This window comes from Microbispora sp. GKU 823 (assembly GCF_002027145.1).
GTDB lineage: Bacteria > Actinomycetota > Actinomycetes > Streptosporangiales > Streptosporangiaceae > Microbispora > Microbispora siamensis.
Genome location: NZ_MWJN01000008.1, coordinates 80708 through 103590, shown reverse-complemented (window position 1 = coordinate 103590; position 22883 = coordinate 80708). Strand labels below are relative to the sequence as shown.

The following is a 22883-nucleotide window of genomic DNA, read 5'->3' as shown; positions in this document are numbered from 1 at the left end:
ACGCCTGCGTCAAGGTTCTAGCGTGATCGCGAACACCGGCCCGAGGAGCCCCGATGAAATTCGCGATCGCCTACTCCACCGCCGACGGGCTCGACCCCGACCGGCTCGTGGCCTATGCCCGCCATGCCGAGGACTGCGGCTTCGAGGGGCTGTACCTGCCGGAGCACATCGCGCTGTATCCCGGCGCCGCGATCGGCTCCTTCGAGATCCCGCCGACGCTGCCCTATCCCGATCCGCTCGACTGCCTGAACTTCGTCGCGGCGGCCACGCACCGCCTCCTGCTCGGCACGGCCGTGCTGCTGCTGCCGTACCACCACCCGGTGGTCCTGGCCAAGCGCCTGGCGACGATCGACGTGCTGTCCAAGGGGCGGATGCGGTTGCTGACCGTGGGGCTTGGCACCCTGCCCGGCGAGGCCGGGGCGGCGGGGGTCGACTTCGCCAGCCGGGGACGCCGTGCCGACGAGGCCATCGACGTGCTGCGGCTGCTGTGGGAGGGAGACGAGAAGGGCGTCAGCTTCAGTGGCGAGTTCTTCGGCTTCGACGACCTGTGCAGCTATCCCAAGCCCTATGACGTCACCCACCTGCCGATCCACGTGGGCGGGTCGAGCCGGGCCGCCGCCCGCCGCGCCGGGCGGCGCGGCGACGGCTACTTTCCCGGCGGCGCGCTCACCGCGGAGGAACGCGCCGCCCAGTGGGAACTGGCCCGGTCGGCGGCAGCCGAGGCCGGTCGCGATCCCGACGCGCTGGAATACACGCGCTGGGGGTCGATCGACATGTCCCCGGAACGCGTCGAGACGTACGCCGCGCAGGGCGTGACCCGCATCGTGGTCAGCCCCTCGTCCACGGAACCGGAGCGGCAGCGGGACGAGATGTCCGCGTTCGCCCGGCGGTTCGCCCTCCTCCGTACGGCCTGACGCCTGGCTCGCTCGGTGCGAGGCGCGACAGCGTGACGCGGCGCTCGCGACCACAGGCGTGAAGAACGGTACATTGCGCGCATGTCATCCACTTCGCGGCCGGACGACCGCCTCGCGTCCGTGTTCCGGTTCGCCACCGAGTTGGTCGCCTGGGTCGCGACACCGTGGGCCATCGCCTCATGGTCCGTGCCGCTGGCCGTGCTGTCGGTCGTGGTGCTGATCGGGCTGCCGACGCTGTTGTCCACGCCGGGAGACAAGCGGAACGTGATCGTCGCGGTGCCCGGGCCGGTCACGATCGCGCTGGTCCTTGTGCAGTTGGCGGCGGCGGTGGTGGCGGCGTGGGCCGCCTGGCCCGCGCTCGCCGCCGTGCCGGTGACCGTGCTGGCCGCGGTCACCGTGGTGCTCGAACTGCCCCGCTGGCGGTGGCTCGCCGCGCGGTGAGCCGAGGAAGAGAGGAGTGGCCGTTCAGGCGTGCGCGTGGTCGCCTGTGTGAGGAACGGTATTTCCGGTGAAGGGGCGTCCGGGGCCTCACCTCGTCGTGGTCGTCAGCTCGTCGGCGATGAGGCGGGCCATGACGGTGTAGCCGGCGTCGTTGGGATGCAGGTGGTCGCCGCTGTCGTAGGCGGGGTTGAGCAGGTCGGCGTCGCCCGGTGCGGCCATGGCGCGGTCGAGGTCGACGACGGCGTCGTACTCGCGGCTGGTGCGGATCCACTGGTTGACGGCGTCGCTGACGGCGGCGGCGTGCTCACCCCAGTGGTCGGAGCGCTTGAAGGGCAGCAGGGTCGCCCCGACCACCTTGACGCCCTTGGCATGCGCGAGCCGGATGAGCCGGCGGTATCCGCCGATCAGCTCGTCGGCCGAGACCACGGGCGCGGGCTTGTACGTGGGCGTGTCGGACTCGCTGAACCCGATGTCGTTGACGCCCTGTAGCACGACCACCGTGCCGACACCGGGCTGGTCGAGCACGTCGCGGCGGAAGCGGGCCGCCGAGCCGTCGCCATACCAGGCCGAGTCGTGCAGCAGCAGGTTGCCGCCGATGCCGGCGTTCAGGACGGGCCGGGCCCGGCCCCGGGCGGCGAGCTGCTCGGCCAGTTCGTCGGGGTAGCGGCCGTCGGCGTCGGTGGTCGAGCCGAACCCGTCGGTGATGGAGTCGCCGAAGGCCACGACCGCGTCCTTCCCCTGGTCGTTCCCGCCGGTGACGTCGACGCCGGACAGGTAGTACCAGGAGTGGGTCACCTGGGTGAAGGCGTCCGCGGTGGTGTCGGTGCGGTGGTCGCCCTGCGCCCGGTAACTGCCGGCGTACGCCTGCGCGTGGAAAGTCGCCGGTCCTGTGGTGCCGGCGAAGTAGAGCGTGACGGCCACGGACTGGAACGGCTGCACGCGGAGCCGCACCGGATCGCTGGTCAGGGAGCCGCGGGCCGGGATGTCGGCGGCCTCGGCGCCCGCGAAGGTCAGCCGCCGTATGGACTCCGGCCGCACCGAGGCTCCCTGACCGGCGTAGGCCACGGTGGCTCCGGTCAGGCGGACGGCGGAGGGGCCGTAGTCGTTCGACAAGCGGATGCGGAGCGACGAGCCGCCGGCGGTGAGCCTGACCACCTGGCGCACGCTCTGGCCGCTGAAGCCTTCCTCCGACCAGTTCGGTTCGAAACCGGTGCTGGCCCGCTGCGGCGCGGCCATCCACGCGGCCTGCCAGGCTGTCGGCCGTTCGGCGCGGGCCTGGGCAGGCACGGCGGCGGCCGCAGGCGCGCCGAGGGCGATCACGAGTGCCGCGAGCGCGGTGCCGGTCTTGGCTGCGAAGGGGTTCACGACGATCTCCTGTCTGTGGAACGCGAGTTTGAGTGGACGGCAGCGTTCACAACTGGCGCAGGGCTCCTCCGTCGATGACCCACTCGGCGCCGGTGACCTGCGCCGCGAGGGGTGACAGCAGGTAGGCGATCACCCCGGCCACCTCCTCCGGGGTGCCGATGCGCCCTGTCGGCAGTCGCCGTTCGACGCGTACGAAGTGGTCGACGGCCTCCGCCGGCGACATGCCGAAGCGCTGGGCCAGTTGGTCGGCGAAGCCGCCCGGAGCGTCGAAGAGCGCGGTGCGCGTGGGCCCCGGGGAGACGACGTTGGAGCGTATCCGGGCCGGGCCCAGAGCGGCTGCCAGGGACTTCGACACCGACAGCAGTGCCGCCTTGGACGCGGCGTAGTCCGCGATCGAGACGTCGGGCAGGCGGGCCGCCTCACTGGCGACGTGGACGATGGCGCCTCCCCCCGGGTTCTTCTCCAGGGTCGGCAGCACGGCCCTGGTCATCCGGACCGCCGCGTGCAGGTTGAGCTCGAACGTGGAGTGCCATTGGTCGTCGTCGATGGCGGCGAAGGACTCGCGGGAGGTCAGGGAGGCGGCGTTGTTGACCAAGCCGTCCAGCCTGCCGTACCGGTCTGTGATCTGCGCGATCGCATGCGCGGGGGTGGCCGGGTCGGTGAGGTCGGCGCGAATGAGCAGCGTGCCGGGCGGAAGCGCGGGGAGGGCGGAGCCGCCGCGCGCCAATGCCGCGACGTGCGCCCCCTCGGCGGCGAGCAACCGCGCGGTCGCGAGGCCGATGCCGCTGGTCGCACCGGTCACGAGAATCACTTTGCCGGTGAGCTGAAGGTCCATGATGTGCTCCTTGAGGGGGGAGGGACCGGTCAGGCGTGCGCGCGGTCGCGTCGTGTGCGCAGGAAGACCGCGGCGAGGAGGACGCCGAGCAGGACGAGGACCGCGTTGACGGCGACGGCGGCGGTGACACCGTGCAGGATCGCCCCGGCGGACGCCGCGCCCCCGGCCGTGGCGGTGACGATCGCGGACATGATCGGGGTCCCCATGGTGATGCCGACCTGCTGGGACATCGACGCCAGGCCGGTGGCCAGGCCCTGCTCGTGGTCGGGGAGCCCGGTGGTGGCGGTGACCATGAAGCCGACGATGACGAGCATGTTGCCCACGCCGCCCAGGAAGGTGGCGGGCAGCAGCAGTCCCATCGAGGCCGGCGTGTCGCCCAGGAAGACCAGCACGGCGGTGAAGACGGCCTGGAGCAGCCCGCCGCCGATCAGGACGGCCGTCGTGGAGGTGCGGGCGATCGCCTTCGGGGCGAGCATGCCGCCGGTCACGGTCCCGGCTCCCAGGACGCCGAAGGAGAGTCCGGCGGCGAGGGCCGAGAAGCCGAGGGTCTTCTGCATGTACAGGGTGAGCAGGTACACCAGGGACGTCTCGGTGACGAAGGCGAGCAGCCCGAGCAGGTTTCCCCAGGCCACAGTGCGCTTGCGCAGTACGCGCACCGGGACCAGGGGCTCGGCGGCCCTGCGCTCGACACGGTAGAAGACGACCAGCAGGACCGCCCCGGCCAGCAGGCCCGTCAGGGCGAGGGGCTCGCTCCAGCCGTGTTCGCCGGCCCGCGTCAGGCCGTAGACGACGCCGAGCAGCCCGAGGGTGACCGACAGCGCGCCGGGCAGATCGATCCTGGGACGGGCGGCGGGACGCGACTCGGCGATGACGGCGGGGGCGACGAGGAGCACGGCCAGGGCGACGGGGACGTTGACGAAGAAGGCCCAGCGCCAGGACAGCAGGTCGGTGAGCACGCCGCCGAGGACCGCGCCGGCGGTGAACCCGGCGGACATGAGCGCGCCGTTGAGGCCCAGGGCCTTCTGGCGCAGGGGGCCTTCGGGGGAAGGACGTGGTGAGCAGGGCGAGCCCGGCCGGGGGTGGCGGCGGCGGTGGCGAGCCCTTGGGCGATGCGGGCGATGACGAGGACCGTGGGGGTCGGGGCGAGCCCGCCGGCCAGCGAGGCCGCGCCCAGGAGCGCGAGGCTGCCGAGGAAGATGCGCTTGCGGCCGATCAGGTCGCCGATGCGGCCGAAGAACAGAGTGAAGCCGGCCGCGCACAGCGCGAAGGCGGTGGTGACCCACTGCAGATCCGCCAGGGAGAACCCGAGGTCGTCGCCGATCGCGGGCAGCGCCACGTTCAGGATCGAGAAGTCGACCGCCAGCATGAACTGGGCGACCAGCAGCACCGCGAGGACGACCTTCAGGCGGCCGGTCAGGCGCCGTGGTGGCGCGGCGGTCGCGGCAGTCGGCAGAGATTTCGTGGTGGACATGACAGAGACATCCCTTCGGGCATGGGGGCCATGCAGCGACTTAACGGGTCTGTCGTCCCGTTAAACTGATGAGGACACTAGCACTCCATGCCGCCTTAAGGGAACTGCGGTTCCGATAGTCGCCTTGTGGGAAGGAGCCGTCATGGCAGCAGCCACTCCACCGCCCGGTGCCGTCCGCCCAGGTGGACGCACCGCCCGCGTCCGCGAGGCCGTACTCGAAGCCGCCGCCGACACCCTGGCCGAAAAGGGCTTCGAGGGGCTCGACCTCGGCGAGATCGCGCGTACCGCGGGAGTCGGGAAGACCACCCTCTACCGCCGCTGGGGCACGCCCGGCGCGCTCGCCGCCGACCTTCTCCAGGACATGGCCGAACGATCCCTGCCCCGGTCCCGCAACGACGACATCGACCAGGATCTGCGCGACAACGCCCGGCTGGTCCTCAAAACCCTCACCGATCCCCGCCAGGGGCGGCTGTTCAAGGCACTGATCGCCGCCTCACTCTGCAACGACCAGGCGGCGCAGGCCTTGCGCCGCTTCTACGCCGTACGCATCGACGAATGGGCCGGCTGCGTCACCGACGCGATCGAACGAGGGGAACTGCCCACCGGCACCGACCCGCGCCGGGTGATCGCCGCGGTCTCCGCACCCCTGTACTACGCCCTGCTCAACACCGGGGAACCTCTGGACGAGGCCGCGGCGGACCGGGCCGCGGCGGCGGCGCTGGCGGCGGCCCGCGCCGGGGCCCTCTCGATGAGCTGATGCGCCGGCGTCCGCGACACTTGCTCCTCGACGAGTACGAAGACCGAACGCCGCAGGAGACAACCGTGAGCCTCGAGGCACAGCGCGCCCACATCCTCACCGGGCGGATGTACAACGACCTGACCGACGAACTGGTCGCCGCTCGCCGGCGCGCCGTGCTGCTCACCAACGCCTACAACGACAGCTTCGGCGCTCCCCAGGCCCACCGCGAGGCTCTCCTGCGTGACCTGCTCGACCACGTCGGCCCCGGCGCTCACTTCGAGCCCACCTTCCGGTGCGAGTTCGGCTACAACATCAGCGTCGGCGCCGACTTCTACGCCAACTTCGACGCCGTCATGCTCGACGGCGCACGAATCACGATCGGCGACAACGTCCTGCTCGGACCGCGCGTGAGCATCTACACCTCTAATCACGCCATCGATCCTGAGGAGCGCGTCGCCGGGGCCTGCTACGCCAAGCCCGTGACCATCGGCGACCGCGTGTGGATCGGGGGCGGGGTCACCGTCAACCCCGGTGTGACCATCGGCGACGGCGCGATCATCGGCTCCGGGGCCGTCGTGACCCGGGACGTCCCCGCACGCGTCATCGCCGCCGGTAACCCCGCCCGGATCCTGCGCGAGATCACCGAGCGGGACGTCACCGGCTGGCGCCCCGACGCCCCGTAGGCACCCCCGATAGGCACAGAAAGGTATGGCGAGAACGGCGTCAGACGTCGCCCTCGTACAGGCGCCGCATTTGCGCTTCATACTGCTCGAACGGCTCCAGGCCTACTGCAGCGCGTCGGTCATCCAGCTGATCTGCGTCCTCTATCGGGTGTGGTCTGAAGCCGCTGCCCTCGCTGAAGAATTGAGTTCCATATAGCTGGGGACGACCGGAATTCACTCGCACTCGATCCTCGAGGTAGGCGAGGTGGGCGGGCTTCGCCTCGTTCCGGGCAACGGCGTCGGAAAGCGCCCGGTGGAATTCGCGCTGAATCTCGGGCGAGGCGTCGGCGTGCTGGGCGAGTAGCCATGCCGCGAGCGCCCCGTCCTCTCCGACCTGGGACAAGAGTGGCCAGCCGCGCATGCCGACCACCGACCGCAGCCATGCCGTGTTGTCCCGGTCGATGTTCCTCCACTGGACCATGCGCTCCTGGTTCAGAGGCTCCTTGGCTGGTTCACGGATATCCTGATCGACCTTCATGCGCTTCAGCAATTCCGCTCGCAGTTCGTCGTCAGTCACGTTCCGACTTTACGATGCGGGTGGCGTTCAGTCAGCTTGTCGAAGCCGCGCAAATCGATTTCGGAATGCACTTGATTGCCGTCGACTGGGCGGTCGGCTTTTTGGTGCCGTCCCCAGCCCATTTTCTGTCTCGCCGCAACCGGCCCGTCCGCCGCGGAGCAAGCGGTGGTCGGGGCGCGGATCGGACGAGTGGTTGCGCGCACCGCGGCGTGCAGGCCATCATCGAGGCATGATCTCCAACCGAAAGGGCGGCGACGCCCACGCGCGTTGAGCGCGCTCACGCGGCGCTACGCCGCCGCTGAACCTGTGACCGACGTCCGGAGCGGCAAGAGCGCTCACGACCGGTGGCAGGAAGCCGTCAAGATCCGGCAGGAGTGGCTTGACCACGGCCTGTCCACCCAACCGGCCGACCGGCGGACGGTCGAACACAGCCTGACCGCGATCTACGCGAGGATCTCTCGCCCGAAGCCCCGGTTCGAATGGGTCGACTCGCCGGACCAGGCGATCCCGCTTGTCGCCGGTCTGCCCACTCTCGACCGGCTCTACGGCTGGATCCGGAATCCGCACCCGCGGGGGACACCGCCACTGGCCAGTGATCTGGCCATGCTCGAGTCCCAGCTACGGGGCGCACTCAGCGCCGGGGTCTCCCACGCCGACCCTGAGCTGTCCCCGGCACGGAGGGGCAAACGGAACGAGCCCTGGCCCGAACTGCCACCTCTGAGGGCACTCGACGCCGGCGTTCCACTGGGTGTCGTGGTGCACCAAGGCATCCGCACCGCACTGCATCGGAGCCTCGCGCACGGTTTCCGCATGCCGATCCGCAACACGTTGGCCGGCAGCGGGCCCGTACCGGCCTGTTGGTACGGCCAGCAGGACGCGGCGTGGGTCGCCTACTACGACGCCCTGCATCGGCTCGGACTGGCCTCCTACCGGCCGGACGAACTCGAGCACCTCGGCCACTGGGCCGCACTGGCGCGCTCCGGCGGCTGGTGGTGGCCTGGCGAGGATGTGTGCGTCGTGGTGGACCGACCCGAACTGGCCCGCACCGAACCGGTCCCCGGCACCTGGCACGACGAGGTCCGGCTCCGGCGCGGTGTGTCCGCTACCGCGACGGCTGGCACCCGCTATTGGCATGACCAGCGGGCGGGCCGGGACGAGACACCTTCTCTCGTCCCGGCCCGCCCGATCGATCAGAAATACCGGCCGCAGGGGGTCGGCCATGCTCAGGCCCGGGTTGGAGCCCCCGCACCACACGGGGTGTGGTGCGGGGCCGAGGTGCTTGTCCGGTGAATAGACGACAGGCGTTGTAGCTGGTCAACGGATCACAATCATCTTCCCGAGGTGGGATGGCAGACGCTGTCTGGGCAGGAGCGGGTGAGCCGTGACGAGGTGCATCGCCAAGCGTGTACGCGGATTCGTGGTCTGGATCGTCAGCCCGCTGGCACTGGCTTCGGTCGCGTTGGCGGCCCCGTTGAGCGCTCCGCCGGCCGCGGTCGCCGAAGTGGTCCGTCAGCCGGAGAACGCCTCGCCCTCACCGAGCGCCGACACGGCGCGCCACGACCAGAGGCCGTCGGTGGCACCGCGATCCGACGAGGCCGACGCGTCAGCCGCGGCACGCTCCTCACGGCATCGGGTGGAGGTGACCGGAAGCCGCACCGGCACCGCGACGGTGTACGCCAACCCGGACGGTTCGTTCACCATGGAGCAACGGAGCCGGCCCGTCCGGGTGCGCCGGGGTGACGACTGGGTACCGGTCGACCCCTCCTTGCGCCGCGCCTCGGACGGCTCGGTGACCCCCGGCGCCACCACGACGGGCTTGCGATTCTCCGGGGGAGGGACCGCTCCCCTGGCCACGATGTCGGGCAGGACCTGGTCGATGTCGCTGGCGTGGCCGACGGCGCTGCCGACGCCTTCGCTGTCCGGGGAAACCGCGACCTACCGGGACGTACTGCCCGGCGTCGATTTGCTGGTGACCGCGTCGAATGACGGATTCTCCGAAAGGCTGGTCGTGAACTCGCGCTCCGCCGCGGCCGATCCGGCGCTGCGCGAGGTCGCGTTCTCCCTGCGCTCTACCGGCGTTTCGGTGCTGGCGGGGGGCGACGGCGGGCTCGTGGGCCGGGACGAGGGGGGTGAGACGGTGTTCACCGCCCCGCCGCCGCTGATGTGGGACACCGCAGTGTCTCCCGGCGCGCCGCCACGGCAGGCCCGCGTGGGGCTCACCCTGCGGGACGGCACGCTGACCCTGCGGCCGGACCTGTCGTTCCTGCGCGATCCGGCCACGCGCTTCCCCGTCACGATCGACCCGTCGTTCAGCGGAAAGCGGCTGGACTGGACGACTGTGCTCGCCGGCTCCCCCGGTGTCTCCTTCTGGAACGGACAGAACCTCGCCGACAGCGCCAACGGCAAGGTGATGGTCGGCTACGAGACGGAGCAATACACGCTGGCCCGCTCGTTCTTCCGGATGGACACCTCCGGCGTCAGGGGCAAGCACATTCTCAACGCGAAGTTCCAGATCACCGAGAAGTGGTCGTGGTCCTGCCAGGCCCGGCCGGTCCAGCTCTGGCACGTCGGCGTGATCAACTTGGGCACCACGTGGAACAGCCAGCCCCAGTGGATCAGGCAACTGGGCGAGGCCGACGTCGCGAAGGGCAACGAGAACTACGGCTGCGGCGACGGGTCGGTCGAGTTCGACGTGACCTCGGCGGTGCGCGACGCGAGCGGCAGCGGACGGTCGGATCTCACCCTCGGCCTCCGTGCGGCCAACGAGTCCGACGCCTACGGGTGGAAGCGTTTCGACGACAACCCGGTCCTGGCCATCACCTACAACACCGTGCCCGACGCGCCGTCCGGGCTGACCGTGGAAGGAAAGCCCTGCGGCAGCGGGACATACGTCAGCACGACGACGCCGACGTTGCGTGCCAAGGCGACCGACCCGGACGCGGGTCAGATGCTCGACGTGTCGGCCTACTGGGCGGCGCCCGGCTCGGCCACGAACGGCACCGACAAGGTGACCCAGACCAACGTGGCGAACGGCGGGCAACTCGTCGCGAGCGTACCCGCCGGGCGGCTGTCCGACGGGCAGTCCTACTACTGGCAGGCGCAGTCCACCGACAGGACCGACACCTCCCCCTGGTCCGGGCAGTGCGCGTTCACCGTCGACGCGACACGCCCCGGCAGCCCTCCCACGGTGACGTCCGCCGACTACCCGGCCGATGGCGGCTTCCACGGCGGCAAGGGCAAGACCGGCATCTTCACCCTGGGCGCGGCCGGTGTCTCCGACGTGACGTCCTACCTGTACGGCTGGGCCGACCCGCCCACGACAGCGGTGGACGCCGGCACCCTCGGCGGCACCGCCGCCGTGTCCGCGACGCCGCCCGGCGAGGGGATCAACACGCTGTACGTGCGGTCACGCGACAGGGCGGGCAACCTGTCCGACGTCTCCACATACGTGTTCTACGCGGGCTCGGCGAACGGCCCGGTGGGAAGCTGGATTCCGGACGACGGCGGGGGTTCGGGCACCACGTTGACCGACACCTCGGGGAACGGTCGTACGGCGGCCCTGAGCGGCGGCGCGCAGTGGAGCGCCGGCCGGCTGCGGACGGCCGGCACCGCGATCTCCTTCGACGGGACGACCGGCTACGCCGCCACCGACGGCCCCGTCGTGCGCACCGACCAGAGCTTCGCGGTCTCCGCGTGGGTCCGGTTGACCTCCGCGGCCAAGTGGGCGACGGTCCTGTGCCAGGAAGGCGGGACGAACAGCGGACTCCTGCTGCAGTACGACCAACCCGGCAACCGCTGGTCCCTGACGGCGCAGACGGCCGACGCCGCCGACCCGCCCGCCGTACGGGCCGGCTCCACCGCGCCGCGTACGGGCGTGTGGACCCACCTGCTCGGCACGTACGACGCCGGCGCGGGAGAGCTCCGCCTCTACGTCGACGGCGTCCTGTCCGGCACCGCCCCTGTGCGGATCGGCTGGAACGCGGGTGGCCGGCTGCTGATCGGGGCCGAGAAGTTCGACGGCAAGCTCATCAGCTACTTCCCCGGCGACATCGCCGACGTCAGGGTGTGGGACCGGATGATCGACGCCTCCGAGGCGAGGGCGCTCGCCACCGCACCGACCCTGGTCGGCGCCTGGAACCTCGACGGCGCGGGCGAGGACGCCTCCGGCTACGGCCGCCCCGTCACGACCTCCGGCGGCGCGACGTGGACCGGGGGGCACAACGGGTCGGGCGGTGTCACCTTCAACGGCACCGACGGGTACGCCGAGACGTCGGGCCCGGTGCTGCACACCGACGAGAGCTTCACCGTGGCCGCCTGGGTGCGTCTGACGACCACGAGCACCTCCGGCCGATGGGTCACCGCGGTCAGCCAGAACGGAGCCGCCTTCAGCGCGTTCGTGCTCTCGTACAACGGCAGCCAGTGGGCGTTCGCGCTGCACGCTTCCGACGTGGACGACCCGGCGAAGTGGCGGGTCGCCGCGGACCAGCCGGTCCAGGCGGGAGTGTGGACGCATCTGGCCGGGGTCTACGACGCCGGCACCCGTGAGATGCGGCTGTATGTGAACGGCAGGCTCGCCGCGAGCACCACCGGCGCCGCGCCGTTCGACGCGGCGCGGACGCTGGACCTCGGCCGGGCCCGCGTGTCGAGCGCGTGGGGGGACCGGTGGCCGGGCGACGTCGACGACGTCCGTGCCTACCAGGGCGTTCTTTCCGACCAGCAGATCGTGACCCTGTTCAACGAGTGATCCCGGCGGCACCGCCGAACAGTGGGAGGTACGCGTGTCCACCCCTCGTTCCCGCGTACGGCGCGACCATGCCCTCAAGCGGTCGCTGACCGTGATGGCCGGCGGCACCGTGGTGGCGCTGCTGCTCGCGTTCACCGGAGAGGCCGCGGCGGGCGCCGCGGAATCCGCGAACGCGGCCGGGGCGGCGCGGTTCCAGCCGCTGAAGGTGCAGCGCGAGCATGTGGTCGCCGGTGAGTCCGAGTCCTCCGTGCTGCCCTACGCCGCCGACCCGGCGGCGAGCCACGCCATAAGAAAGGCGCCGGCGCCGCGGTGGCCGGCGCCGGGAGTGCCACCGTGGACGTCGGCACGTCCACGGCGAAGGTCCCGGGGATGGGGATCGTCCGGGTGGGGCCGCCCGAGGGGCGTGCCGCGCGCTCCGCCCTGGAGCGTCCCCCGGCCCGGGTCGCCGTACGTGTGCTCGACCGGGGCGCGGCCACCGCCGCAGGGCGGCCGGACGCCGTGCTGCTGCGGGTGTCGCGCGCGGACGGCGAAGGGGTCGAAACGTCGCGCGCGGACGGCGAAGGGGTCGAAACGTCGCGCGCGGACGGCGAAGGGGTCGAAACGGCCGAGGCGAGCACGGCCCCGGTGCGCGTCACGGTTGACTATTCGGCCTTCGGCTCCGCCTACGGCGGCGACTGGGCGCGGCGGCTCCAGATGGTGAGCCTGCCGGAGTGCGCGCTGACCACGCCGGACAAGGCCGGGTGCCATGGCACGGCGCTGCCGTCGCGCAACGACGGCACGACGGTGTCGGCCGAAGTGCCCGCCGCGGCGGGCGCCGGGACGCTGATGGCGGTGACCGCGGGCGCCTCGGGATCGTCGGGCAACTTCGCGGCCACCCCGCTGACGGCCTCGGGCACGTGGTCGGCCGGCGGCTCGTCGGGCGACTTCTCCTGGTCGTACGCGTTGCGCCTGCCGCCCGCGCTGGGCGGTCCGGCCCCGCAACTGGCGCTGGCGTACTCGGCGCAGAGCGTGGACGGCCGGCACGCCGCCTCCAACAACCAGCCCTCCTGGATCGGTGAGGGCTTCGAGATGTGGTCGGGTTACGTGGAGCGCCGCTACAAGCCGTGCGGCGAGGACGGGGTGCAGCCGAAGACCGGCGACCAGTGCTGGGCGACGGACAACGCCACACTCTCGCTGGGCGGCAAGGTCAGCGAGCTGATCCGCGACGACGCGACCGGCACCTGGCATCCCAAGGCGGACGACGGCTCGCGGGTGGAGCACCTCACCGGCGCCGTCAACGGCGACGACAACGGCGAGTACTGGAAGGTCACCACCCCCAACGGCACTCAGTACTGGTTCGGGCTGACCCGCCTGCCGGGCTGGACCTCGGGCAGGCCGGAGACCAACTCGACCTGGACCGTCCCCGTGTACGGCAACAACGCGGGCGAGCCGTGCCACCAGTCGACCTTCGACGCCTCGTGGTGCCGCCAGGCGTGGCGGTGGAACCTCGATTACGTCGTCGACCCGCACGGCAACTCCATGTCGTACCGGTATGCGAAGGAGACCAACAGCTACGGCCGCGACCTCGACCCGGCCAAGACCACGTCGTACGAGCGCGGCGGCTACCTCACCGAGATCGACTACGGCACGCGCACCGACGCCGAGTACGGCAACGCGCCCGCCCGGGTGCTGTTCACCGTGGCCGACCGCTGCCTGCCGAACACCGCCTGCGACTCGGCCCACCCGGCGAACTGGCCGGATGTGCCCTGGGACCAGTCCTGCACGGGCACCTCCTGCACGCAGACGTCGCCGACGTTCTTCACCACGAAGCGGCTGGCGAAGATCACGACACAGGTGTGGGGCGGGTCGGCGTACCGGGACGTCGAGTCGTGGACGCTCAACCACACCTATCCAGACCCGGGCGACGGCACCCGGGCCGGGCTCTGGCTGGCCTCCATCAGCCACAGCGGGCTCGTCGGCGGCACGGTCTCCGTGCCGGACGTCACGTTCACCGGAGTGCAGCTGGCCAACCGGGTGGACACGGTCGATCACTCACCGGCCATGAACTGGTGGCGTATCGCCTCGATCCGCACCGAGACGGGCGGCGAGATCTCGGTGCGCTACTCCGAGCCCGACTGCCTGGCCGGGTCACGCATGCCGTCGGCGCCGGAGTCGAACACGCTGCGGTGCTATCCGGTCAAGTGGACGCCGCCCGGCTACACGGATCCCGTCACGGACTACTTCCACAAGTACGTGGTGACCGCGGTGTCCGAGACCGACCACACGGGCGGCGCGCCCCGCGTGCAGACCCTCTACACCTACATCGGATCGCCGGCCTGGCACTACACCGACGACGACGGCCTCATCTCGGACGACCAGAAGACGTGGTCGGTGTGGCGCGGGTACGCCAAGGTGGGGGTCACCAAGGGCGACCCCGGCCAGCAGTCGTACGGAGAGACGCTGTACTTCCGGGGCATGGACGGCGACCATCTGCCGTCCGGCACCCGGAGCGTCTCGGTGACTGACTCGCGCGGCGGCGCCCACACCGACAGCGACGCCCTGGCCGGCATGGTCCTCGAGCGGATCACCTACAACGGTCCCGGCGGCGCCGAGGTGTCCTCCGTGCTCACCGAACCGTGGATGTCGTCGCCGACCGCGACCCGGGTGCGCGACGGGGTCACCACCCGGTCGCGTTACGTCAACACCGCGACCACGGTGCAGCGCATCGCGCTCGACGGCGGACGCGGCTATCGCGAGACGAAGACCGTCACCGGTTTCGACAAGTACGGCGCGGCCGACCAGACGACCGACTACGGCGACGTCGACGACCCCGCCGACGACCAGTGCACCAGATACACCTACGCCCGCAACACCGGCAAGTGGCTGCTGACCTTCACCTCCCGGGTGCAGACCTACGCCCTGTCCTGCGACAAGACCCCCACGTCCGCCGACCAGATCATCGGCGACGCCCGGACCTCGTACGACGGGCAGGACTGGGGTGTCGCCCCCACCAAGGGCGACGTGACCCGGACCGAGTCCCTGAAGGACTGGGCCGACGGCACGCCTGCCTACCTGACCACCAGCCGCATGGCGTACGACGCCTACGGCAGGGTCACCGACTCGTGGGACGTGGACGGGGACCATACGACGACCGCGTACACGCCCGCGTCGGGCGGCCCTGTCACGAGGACCACCACGACCAACCCGCTCGGCTGGACCAGCACCGCCGACGTCGAGCCCGCCTGGGGCGCCACCATCGGGACGACCGATCCCAACGGCCGACGCACCGACGTGACCTACGACCCGCTGGGACGCACCACCGCCGTCTGGCTCCCCGGCCGCGCCAAGGGCAGCCAGACGGCGAACACCACCTACAGCTACCTGATCCGCACCGACGGCCCCTCGACGGTCACGACTTCCACGCTGAACGCCAACGGCGGATACACCACGTCGTACGCCCTCTACGACGGCCTGCTGCGCGCCCGGCAGACCCAGGCCACGGCGGTCGGTCCCGACGGCGGGCGAATCGTGACCGACACCTTCTACGACACCGCAGGTCGCGCCTACAAGACCAACTCCGCCTACATCGCGGACGGCGCACCGGGAACCGGCCTGTTCACGGCGACCGGCGACAACGCCATCCCCGCCCAGACGCTCACGCTCTTCGACGGCGCCGACCGGCCCACCGCCTCCGTGTTCCGCTCGCTCGGCGTGGAGAAATGGCGCACCACCACGTCGTACGGCGGTGACCACACCGACACGACCCCGCCGGCCGGGGGAATCGCCACCAGCACCGTCACCGACGCCCGGGGCCGCACCGTCCAGCTGCGCCAGTACCACGGGCCGACGCCGTCGGGGACGTACGACGCCACCAGATACGCCTACAACGCCAAGAACCTGCTCGCGTCGGTCACCGACACGGCCGGAAACCAGTGGAAGTACGGCTACGACGTCCGGGGCCGCCAGGTTCGCGTGGACGACCCCGACAAGGGCACCCTGACCACCGCCTACGACGACGCCGGGCGGATCGTGTCCACCACCGACGGCCGGGGGCGCACTCTCGCCTACACCTACGACGCGCTCGACCGCAAGACCGCCGTCTCGGACGGTACGACGAAGATCGCGGAGTGGACCTACGACACCCTCGCCAAGGGCCAGGTGACCTCCTCCACCCGGTGGGCCGGCGGCAACGCCTACACCACGGCGGTCACCGGCTACGACGCCGCTTACCGCTCCCTCGGCACCTCGATCACCATCCCCGCCGCCGAAGGGGCCCTGGCCGGGACCTACCAGTTCAGCACCACCTACAAGCCGGACGGCAACGTCTCCACCACCACGATGCCCGCCGCCGGGGGCCTTCCCCGTGAGGTCCTGGGCTTCACGTACACCGACACCGGCCAGCCGTACACGCTCACCGGTGCGAGCACCTACGTCACCCAGGCCCAGTACACCCGCCTCGGCGAACCGGCGGTTCTCACGTTCAAGGCCGGCGGTCCGCTCGCCCAGCTCGGCTACTACTACGAGGAGTCCACCCGCCGTCTGGAGCGCAGTCTCGCCGTACGGGAGACCGCCCCGTCCACGATCGCCGACCAGCGCCTGACCTGGAATCCCGCCGGAAACATCACCAAGATCGCCGACACGCCGGCCGGTGGCGCGTCCGACACGCAGTGCTTCACCTACGACTACCAGCGCAGGCTGACCGAGGCGTGGACGCCGTCATCCGGGGACTGCGCCGCCGACCCGTCGGTCTCGGCCCTCGGCGGGCCCGCGCCGTACTGGCAGTCCTTCCGCTACGACGTCGTCGGCAACCGCACCTCCTCGGTGGACCACACCGCGGCCGGTGACACCACCACCGGGCTGACCTACCCCGACCCCGGCGCTCCGCGGCCGCACGCGGCCCAGGCCGTCACCACCACGACCTCGGCCGGTTCCAAGACCATCTCCTACGCCTACGACGCGGCCGGCAACACCACGGCGCGGCCGACGGCGACCGACATCCAGCAGCTCACCTGGGACGCCGAGGGCCGCCTGGCAACCGCACGCGACACGAACGGCGACGTCTCCTACGTCTACGACGTCGACGGAACCCGTCTCATCCGCCACGACCCCACCGGCGCGACCCTCTATCTGCCCGGGATGGAGTTACGGCTGACCACTGCCACCGGGACGGTCTCCGGCACCCGGTACTACGCCTTCGGCGGCACGACCATCGGCCAGCGCACCGGCTCAGGCGTCACCTGGCTGATGCCCGACCGGCAGGGCACTGCCCTGCTGGCGGTCGAGGCGGCCGGCGACCAGAAGGTCACCCAACGGCGGCAGAAGCCCTTCGGGGAGCCGCGCGGCGCGACGAGCGTGAACTGGCCCAACGAGCACGGTTTCGTCGGCGGCACCGACGAGCCCACCGGCCTGACCCACCTCGGCGCCCGCGAGTACGACCCGGCCACCGGCCGTTTCATCTCCCCGGACCCGGTCTTCGACTCCGGCGACCCCCAGCAGATGGCCTCGTACGCCTACGCGGGCAACAGCCCCGTCACCGCCAGTGACCCGTCCGGCCTGAGGTACCTACTGGACGACGACGGTGGCGGTGGCAGCACCTCCACTCCCAGCAAGCCGACTTCCAACAACGGCCCGCCCACCTCGACGCCGGCCCCGACCTACCCGGCACCGCCACCGGCCTGCGAGTGGTGGAACATCGGCTGCAACGCGCAGAAGGCATGGAACGCGACCGTCAATTTCGCCGAGCAGCACAAGGCGGAGATCGCCGGTTTCGTCACCAGCACCGTCGTCGGCGTCGGATGCGGCGCGCTCATCGGCTGGACCGGTGTCGGCGCCGTCGCGTGCGGCTTCGTCGCGGGGGCCGCCGGGTCGATCGTCAAGGATCTCGTCGAGGGCGGTCACAGCCCGCAGGAGATGCTCCTCAACGCCCTCGTGGACGGCGGCATCGGGGCCCTCACCGGCGGGCTCATGTCGGTCGGCGGCGCGGCGCTCAAGGCCGGCGCCGCCGCCATGAAACAGGGCATCAAGGAAGCCGGCCAGGCCGCGATGAAGGCCGCCACGACAGAAGTGGCCGAGATGTTCTCCGGCAAGCTCAGCGGCGGCCTTCTCAAGAACGCCGGCAAGAGTGTGGTCGACTGCGTCGCCAACAGCTTCACTCCCGGCACCGCCGTACTCATGGCCGATGGGTCGGCCAAGGCGATCGCCGAGGTCAAGCCGGGCGACAAGGTGAAGGCCACCGACCCCGAAACCGGCAAGACCGGCAATCGCCGGGTCCTCGCGACCATCAGTGGTGAAGGCGAGAAGCACCTCGTCGGCATCACCGTCGACACCGACGGCCCTCACGGCCACAAGACCGGCCACGTCGTCGCCACCGACGGCCACCCCTTCTGGGTTCCCGATCTGCACCAGTGGATCGACGCCGGCCGCCTTCAGCCCGGCATGTGGCTGCAGACCAGTGTCGGCACCCACGTCCAGATCACCGCGATCAAGAAGTGGACCGCCCACCAGCGCGTCCACAACCTCACCGTCGCCGATCTGCACACCTACAACATTCAGATCGGCGACTCGAGCATCGTCGTTCACAACTGTACTGGAAAGGTGCTGGGTATCGGCGGGGACAGGCTTACGAAATTTGCCGAAGAAAAATCTGTCGGGCATTTCATGAACTACTCTGCCGAAACCTTCCAGCATGCGGTTGTCAAAACAATTAAAAATCCGCAGGAGCCCCTTCATATTCTCCTTGATGAATTTTCTGGAAATACTCCAGAGGAGATGTTCAACCTCGCATGGCAGGCCGGGACGAAGCCTGGGGCGTATGCGACCCAATGGGAGATGGCCCAGGTGAGACGATTCGTGGTCAACGGGGTGCGCCCGTGGAGAAGTATCAAGTTCTACCTCGGTGGCAGCCCTGTCAAAGTTTCTGATGACGCGCTGTTTACGCCGGATGCGTTTCCGTGATGAACTGGTCCGGCCCTGGATCCCCACTCGGGCACCGTAACCGGCTGGTAGGGATGCGTTTCTGTCAACCCCGAAGAAGCCTCCCGTCGATCTTCGAGGAATGGGCTCGGGGCTGGGCGAAGTGGACCGACTACGGCACGCCAAGGCGCGTGGGGACTGTGCGCGGCATCGCGGACGCCGGAAGCGACGCATGTCGCCAGGGCCGGTCGTGCTACGCCGTCCCCGTCACGACCTCGGTCGTCAGGGTATGGCTCGCATTGGGGGGCGGGGCGGGTGAAGTTCGCCTTTGCTCCCCCGGCAGGTGTTGGGCCGGCGGAGCGGGTCAGACCGTGAAAAGCCGGAGCTTGACACCGAGGGAGTCGGCGAGGTGCTTCAGGTCTTCGGGGTCGCTGGTCACCACGGGCGCCTGGTATCGGACGGCGGTCGCGACCACGATCGCGTCCACCACATCAGCGGTTCCGGCGAGGCCGCACGCGACCCCGGCGGCACGGCCGACATGCTCGTCGTCGGGGCGAATGTCGCAGCCCTTGAGCACTCGTCGTCAAGCAGTCCTGCCTCCATCAAGAACTCCTGGGCCCGCCGCCGGGACTGCTCGGGCAGCGCGCCGTGCTCGCTCTCATATTCGGCCACCAGTTCGCGGGCGGCCGCGCGCCCCGCCGCGTGCAGGGCCGCGAGGCGGGCCTTTTCGACGGCGGCCTCCGCCAGCCATGCCGATACCGGCTTGCCTTCTTCCTCCGCCGCAGCTTTGATCGTCTCTTCGACCTCCGGGCTGACCGAGATTGACAATTTTCGTGCGGTCACGGCTTCACCATAGCCCTCGGTAGGAATGCGTTCCTACCGATCCTGAAGAAGCGCGCGTCAATCTGCCACGGCCCCGGTGACATATGTGGGCGTCCAGGTGCCGTCACGGACCTTGGTCGGGAGGGAAGGACTCGCGTTGGAGGGCGGCGCGGGTGAGGTCGGCTTTGTTGCCGGCGTTGAGTTTGGCCCGGATGCGTTCGACGTATGTGTCGACCGTGGCCTTGCGTACGCCGAGTCTGGTGGCGATCTGGCTGTGGGTGAGGCCGCGGGCGAGCAGGCGCAGTGTCTGGTCCTCTCGGGGCGACAGCCTCGGTTCCGCGGCGGTGCCGCCGTCGGGTGAGGCCAGCAGGGCGTGGACGATGTCCGCCAGCTCGGTGGAGAGCAGGAAACCGCCAGCGGCGACCGTACGCAGGCCGGACACCACCAGGTCGGCCTCGCTGCGCTTGGTGAGATACCCGGCGGCGCCCGCGCGGATCGATTGGACGACGTCGTCGGGCCGGGCCGAGGTGGACATCACGAGCACGCGGGTGACCGCGGCAAGGTGGGCCACGGCGTCGATCGACGGGGTGTCGCCGTCGAGGTAGAGGTCGAGCATGACCACGTCGACGCGCAGGCCGTCGGCGACGAGCCGCAGCAGGTCGTCCGCAGCGGACACCGAGGCCACGATCGCGACCTCGGCCACATGCTCGAGCACCCGCTCCACTCCGTATCGCGCGATGGGGTGGTCGTCGACGATCGCAAGATGGATCAACCTGACCTCCGTGACGCAGCCGTGCTGGAGCGACCTGCGAGGGACTCGCGAGGGGCGGTGCGACCCGAGCCGACGAGGACAACGGCGGCCCAGAAGGCAGCCCGGACGCCGGCCGGTGTCGAAGTGATTGTGTCTGGAAGCGAGACCAATGATCACCTGTTTTATCCCGCTCGTCCAGTGCACGGAATGAACGCCTTACATATTGTGATTTTCCCGTTTTGACGTCAGTTGTCGGGATGGTCTGCGGGGACATGGAGAGACTCTTCTGATCTGTTAGCATGTGCCCGATATTGGTCGGGGAGGTTCCGATTGCAGCCCGGTTCCGCTGTCGATCGGCACGAGGCCATCCTCGCGAACACGGCCGCCTTCTCGCGGCTCGTCGCGTGTCTCTATCTGGCGGGTCCGGCGTACGAAATCAACGCTGACCGGCCCATCCTGCTCGCCGGTGTCGTCGTGTCCGCGGCGTACTCCATAGGGTCCGCGTGGGCCTACTGGCGTTCTCACCTGGTGCGGGGCCGGTGGGTGGTGGTCGACTTTGTCGTGTACGGGGGCCTGCTGCTGGCCGGGACCTCCCTGCCTAAGGAGACGGGCCTGCCGGGGAACCCGTTCTTCAACCAGGTTCTGCTGTTATCAGTGGTCTTCGGCCTCCCACGATGGCCGGCCTGGAGAACGATCGCAGTGGGGTTCGGTCTCGGCGTGGTCCTGTTGATCGGTGATGTCGTGCTGGTGGGCCGGACGTCACTGCTCTGGAACGTGGTCCCCGACGCCCTGCAGTTTCCGGGCAACGCGACGATCCTCTGGGTCATCGCCAGTCAGTTGCGGGCGGCCGCCCGCCGGATCGACGACGCGCGGTTGGCCGCGACCCGCCGTGAGGCGGAGGTGGCCCGGCAACAGGAGCACGTCCGGCTGGCCGAGGCGCTGCGGCGGCGCGTGCTCGTGACGCTGGAGAGCTTGGCGCAGGCAGCGGCGGTGGACGACGAGCGGCTTCGCCACCAGCTGCGTGCTGATGTGACATGGTTGCGCGCGCATCTGGCAGGTGTTCCTGACGACGGCGACGTGGACCTGTCGGCGGAACTGCGCCGCCTGGCCGCCAACAGACGCCGCACCGGCCTGGCCATCGAGCTGGCGCTGCCGCCGGTCCTTCCGCCGTTGCGGGGTACGCGCATCCGGGCCCTGGTGGCGGCGGCCAAGGAGGCGGTCAACAACGTACACAAACACGCCGGCACCGCGACGGCCACGATAGAGGTGCACTGCGCCCAGGACGGTGTGGCGGTCACCGTTGCCGACCACGGGCGAGGCTTCGAACCGCACGCCGTCAGGGCGGGCATCGGCCTGGACGGGTCGATCCGCGGCCGCCTGGCGGATGCCGGAGGCCACGCTGAGATCGAATCCCGGCCCGGGCAGGGCACCATGGTGACGCTGTGGGTTCCGGCGGGATGAACCCCTTCTCCGCCGCTTCCGGCAATGGCACGCGGGCGTGGGCAGGGTCCGCCACGGTTGGGGAGGACGGCCGTACGCTGCGGGTCGCGTCGGCCGTGATCAGGATCGTGGCGCTGGGGCAGGTGTGGATCGCGGTGCCGCTCGTCTGGGGAAGGCTGGCGCGTCCTGCCGCCGGGCTGGGCCTCGCCGCGCTGCTGACGGCCGCCGCCGCGCTGGTGCTGTACCTGGAGCGGCGGCGCGGCGCGCCGACCCCGCACACGCTTGCCCTGGACCTTCCCGTCGGAGTAATCGCGCTCGTGTCGGGGGCGTGGGTGTGCTCTCGGTCCGGATTCTCCGGGTGGTCGTACTTCGCTTATCCGTACACCGGCTATCTGACGCTGACCTTCGGAAGCAGGTGCCGGCGGCTGCCGTGGGCGTTGGCGAATGGAGCGGTGTTCGGAGTGACCTACGCGGTGGTCGCCGTGGCGACACGGCACGAGTCGCCGGTGCCGGCCGTCGGCGTCGTCGTCACCTACCTGGTCAACGCCGTTCTCGGTTGGATATGCGCGCACTGGCTCCGGCGTACGAACCGGGACCTGCGGCGGGCCCGCCAGGAGGCGGTGACTCAGGCGGCCGAGGTGGCGGTGGGGCGGGAGCGCGCCCGGCACGCCCGTGCCGTACACGACCATGTGCTCCAGACCTTCGAGACCGTCGCCCGGATGGACGCGATCGCCGATCCGGGATTGCGCGGACAGGTGGCAGCGGACGCCGCCTGGCTGCGCGACTTCGTACGCTGGGGCAACGACTCGGCGGGTGCCGAGCTACGTCAGGGGTTGGTACGCGCGGCCGTCAGCGCGAGCAAGGCCGGGCTCGACGTACGCATCCAGGACGCGGCCTTGGCCGACCCGGCGGCGCTCACGCGGGTGCCGCTGCCGGTCCAACGGGACCTCACCTCGGCGGTCGAGGCTGTCTTCGCTCGCCTTGCCGGCACCGCGAGGCGGTTGGCGGTGCGAGTGGAGCCCACAGACAACAGCGCGCGCATCGTCATCGTGGTGACCGATCCTTCCCCGGCGCAGGTCGCCGCACCCCTCGCAGACCTCGGGACACTGCCCGGCAAGTGCCGACTGACCATCGCCGACGACGGAGTGATGGAACTCACGCCTTCCGCCCGGTAGGTAGCTCGGCCAACTGCGGCCCCGGGCGAATGACGCCGACCCGTGGTGAACCGTCC

15 protein-coding genes and 1 pseudogene are annotated in these 22883 nt (G+C 70.4%); 9 read left to right on the top strand and 7 right to left on the bottom strand.

All coding sequences use genetic code 11. The annotated features are described in order from the left end of the window. The first annotated feature begins 53 nt into the window (after window positions 1-53). Together B1L11_RS07015 and B1L11_RS07010 are read left to right on the top strand one after the other, a co-directional pair. Window positions 54-914, top strand: a complete 861-nt coding sequence (locus tag B1L11_RS07015) for a TIGR03619 family F420-dependent LLM class oxidoreductase (RefSeq protein WP_079313725.1) — start codon at window positions 54-56, stop codon at window positions 912-914. Between the two features lie 81 nt (window positions 915-995). Then, window positions 996-1355 carry a hypothetical protein gene (locus tag B1L11_RS07010; RefSeq protein ID WP_079313724.1) on the top strand — a complete coding sequence of 120 codons (360 nt, stop codon included), beginning with the start codon at window positions 996-998 and terminating at the stop codon, window positions 1353-1355. Window positions 1356-1442: 87 nt separating this feature from the next. On the opposite strand, the gene B1L11_RS07005 is transcribed toward B1L11_RS07010, so the two are convergent. The 4 genes and pseudogenes from B1L11_RS07005 to B1L11_RS49940 all read right to left on the bottom strand — a co-directional run. After that, window positions 1443-2720, bottom strand: a complete 1278-nt coding sequence (locus B1L11_RS07005; protein ID WP_256862290.1) for an SGNH/GDSL hydrolase family protein — start codon at window positions 2718-2720, stop codon at window positions 1443-1445. A gap of 46 nt (window positions 2721-2766) precedes the next feature. After that, window positions 2767-3555, bottom strand: a complete 789-nt coding sequence (locus B1L11_RS07000; protein ID WP_079313723.1) for an SDR family NAD(P)-dependent oxidoreductase — start codon at window positions 3553-3555, stop codon at window positions 2767-2769. A gap of 29 nt (window positions 3556-3584) precedes the next feature. Beyond that, a complete protein-coding gene (locus B1L11_RS06995) occupies window positions 3585-4550 on the bottom strand; it encodes an MFS transporter (RefSeq protein ID WP_256862289.1) in 966 nt (321 codons plus the stop codon). A gap of 104 nt (window positions 4551-4654) precedes the next feature. Beyond that, window positions 4655-4921: pseudogene (locus B1L11_RS49940) on the bottom strand (MFS transporter); the annotation flags it as partial. Between the two features lie 247 nt (window positions 4922-5168). Between B1L11_RS49940 and B1L11_RS06990 the strand changes: the two are divergent. Both B1L11_RS06990 and B1L11_RS53735 read left to right on the top strand, forming a co-directional pair. Continuing rightward, a complete protein-coding gene (locus B1L11_RS06990) occupies window positions 5169-5783 on the top strand; it encodes a TetR/AcrR family transcriptional regulator (protein WP_079313722.1) in 615 nt (204 codons plus the stop codon). 65 nt (window positions 5784-5848) lie between these two features. Then, window positions 5849-6448 (top strand): sugar O-acetyltransferase, encoded by a 600-nt coding sequence (locus tag B1L11_RS53735; protein ID WP_079313721.1) that lies wholly within the window; start codon window positions 5849-5851, stop codon window positions 6446-6448. Window positions 6449-6488: 40 nt separating this feature from the next. Here B1L11_RS53735 and B1L11_RS06980 read toward each other — a convergent pair whose 3' ends face one another. Further along, on the bottom strand, window positions 6489-7004 hold the full coding sequence (locus B1L11_RS06980) for a DUF6624 domain-containing protein (RefSeq protein ID WP_218670944.1): 516 nt from the start codon (window positions 7002-7004) through the stop codon (window positions 6489-6491). 306 nt (window positions 7005-7310) lie between these two features. On the opposite strand from B1L11_RS06980, the gene B1L11_RS06975 reads away from it, so the two are divergent. The 3 genes from B1L11_RS06975 (at window position 7311) to B1L11_RS53730 (ending at window position 18681) form a co-directional block, all read left to right on the top strand. Next, window positions 7311-8294 carry a DUF6745 domain-containing protein gene (locus tag B1L11_RS06975; protein ID WP_218670943.1) on the top strand — a complete coding sequence of 328 codons (984 nt, stop codon included), beginning with the start codon at window positions 7311-7313 and terminating at the stop codon, window positions 8292-8294. A gap of 91 nt (window positions 8295-8385) precedes the next feature. Further along, the gene (locus tag B1L11_RS06970; protein WP_079313719.1) at window positions 8386-11748 is read left to right on the top strand and encodes a LamG-like jellyroll fold domain-containing protein; all 3363 of its coding nucleotides are present in this window, start codon (window positions 8386-8388) and stop codon (window positions 11746-11748) included. Window positions 11749-12081: 333 nt separating this feature from the next. Continuing rightward, window positions 12082-18681 carry a polymorphic toxin-type HINT domain-containing protein gene (locus B1L11_RS53730; RefSeq protein WP_143737076.1) on the top strand — a complete coding sequence of 2200 codons (6600 nt, stop codon included), beginning with the start codon at window positions 12082-12084 and terminating at the stop codon, window positions 18679-18681. 393 nt (window positions 18682-19074) lie between these two features. Here the strand turns inward: B1L11_RS53730 and B1L11_RS06955 are convergent, their stop codons facing one another. Together B1L11_RS06955 and B1L11_RS06950 are read right to left on the bottom strand one after the other, a co-directional pair. After that, the gene (locus B1L11_RS06955; RefSeq protein WP_143737075.1) at window positions 19075-19482 is read right to left on the bottom strand and encodes a DUF1778 domain-containing protein; all 408 of its coding nucleotides are present in this window, start codon (window positions 19480-19482) and stop codon (window positions 19075-19077) included. Window positions 19483-19585: 103 nt separating this feature from the next. Continuing rightward, window positions 19586-20233 carry a response regulator transcription factor gene (locus B1L11_RS06950; RefSeq protein WP_179155015.1) on the bottom strand — a complete coding sequence of 216 codons (648 nt, stop codon included), beginning with the start codon at window positions 20231-20233 and terminating at the stop codon, window positions 19586-19588. Between the two features lie 309 nt (window positions 20234-20542). Here B1L11_RS06950 and B1L11_RS06945 point away from each other — a divergent pair, with 309 nt between their 5' ends. Together B1L11_RS06945 and B1L11_RS06940 are read left to right on the top strand one after the other, a co-directional pair. Further along, window positions 20543-21673 (top strand): sensor histidine kinase, encoded by a 1131-nt coding sequence (locus tag B1L11_RS06945; RefSeq protein ID WP_079313716.1) that lies wholly within the window; start codon window positions 20543-20545, stop codon window positions 21671-21673. Continuing rightward, complete coding sequence (locus B1L11_RS06940; protein WP_079313715.1) at window positions 21655-22827, top strand: hypothetical protein; 1173 nt, start codon at window positions 21655-21657, stop codon at window positions 22825-22827. Before B1L11_RS06945 ends, B1L11_RS06940 begins: the two co-directional genes overlap by 19 nt. Window positions 22828-22883: the final 56 nt, after the last annotated feature.

Coding starts and splice junctions, on each gene's coding strand:
- B1L11_RS07015 (WP_079313725.1), top strand. CDS start 54: ATGAAATTCGCGATCGCCTACTCCACCGCCGACGGGCTCGACCCCGAC.
- B1L11_RS07010 (WP_079313724.1), top strand. CDS start 996: ATGTCATCCACTTCGCGGCCGGACGACCGCCTCGCGTCCGTGTTCCGG.
- B1L11_RS07000 (WP_079313723.1), bottom strand. CDS start 3,555: ATGGACCTTCAGCTCACCGGCAAAGTGATTCTCGTGACCGGTGCGACC.
- B1L11_RS06995 (WP_256862289.1), bottom strand. CDS start 4,550: ATGTCCGCCGGGTTCACCGCCGGCGCGGTCCTCGGCGGCGTGCTCACC.
- B1L11_RS06990 (WP_079313722.1), top strand. CDS start 5,169: ATGGCAGCAGCCACTCCACCGCCCGGTGCCGTCCGCCCAGGTGGACGC.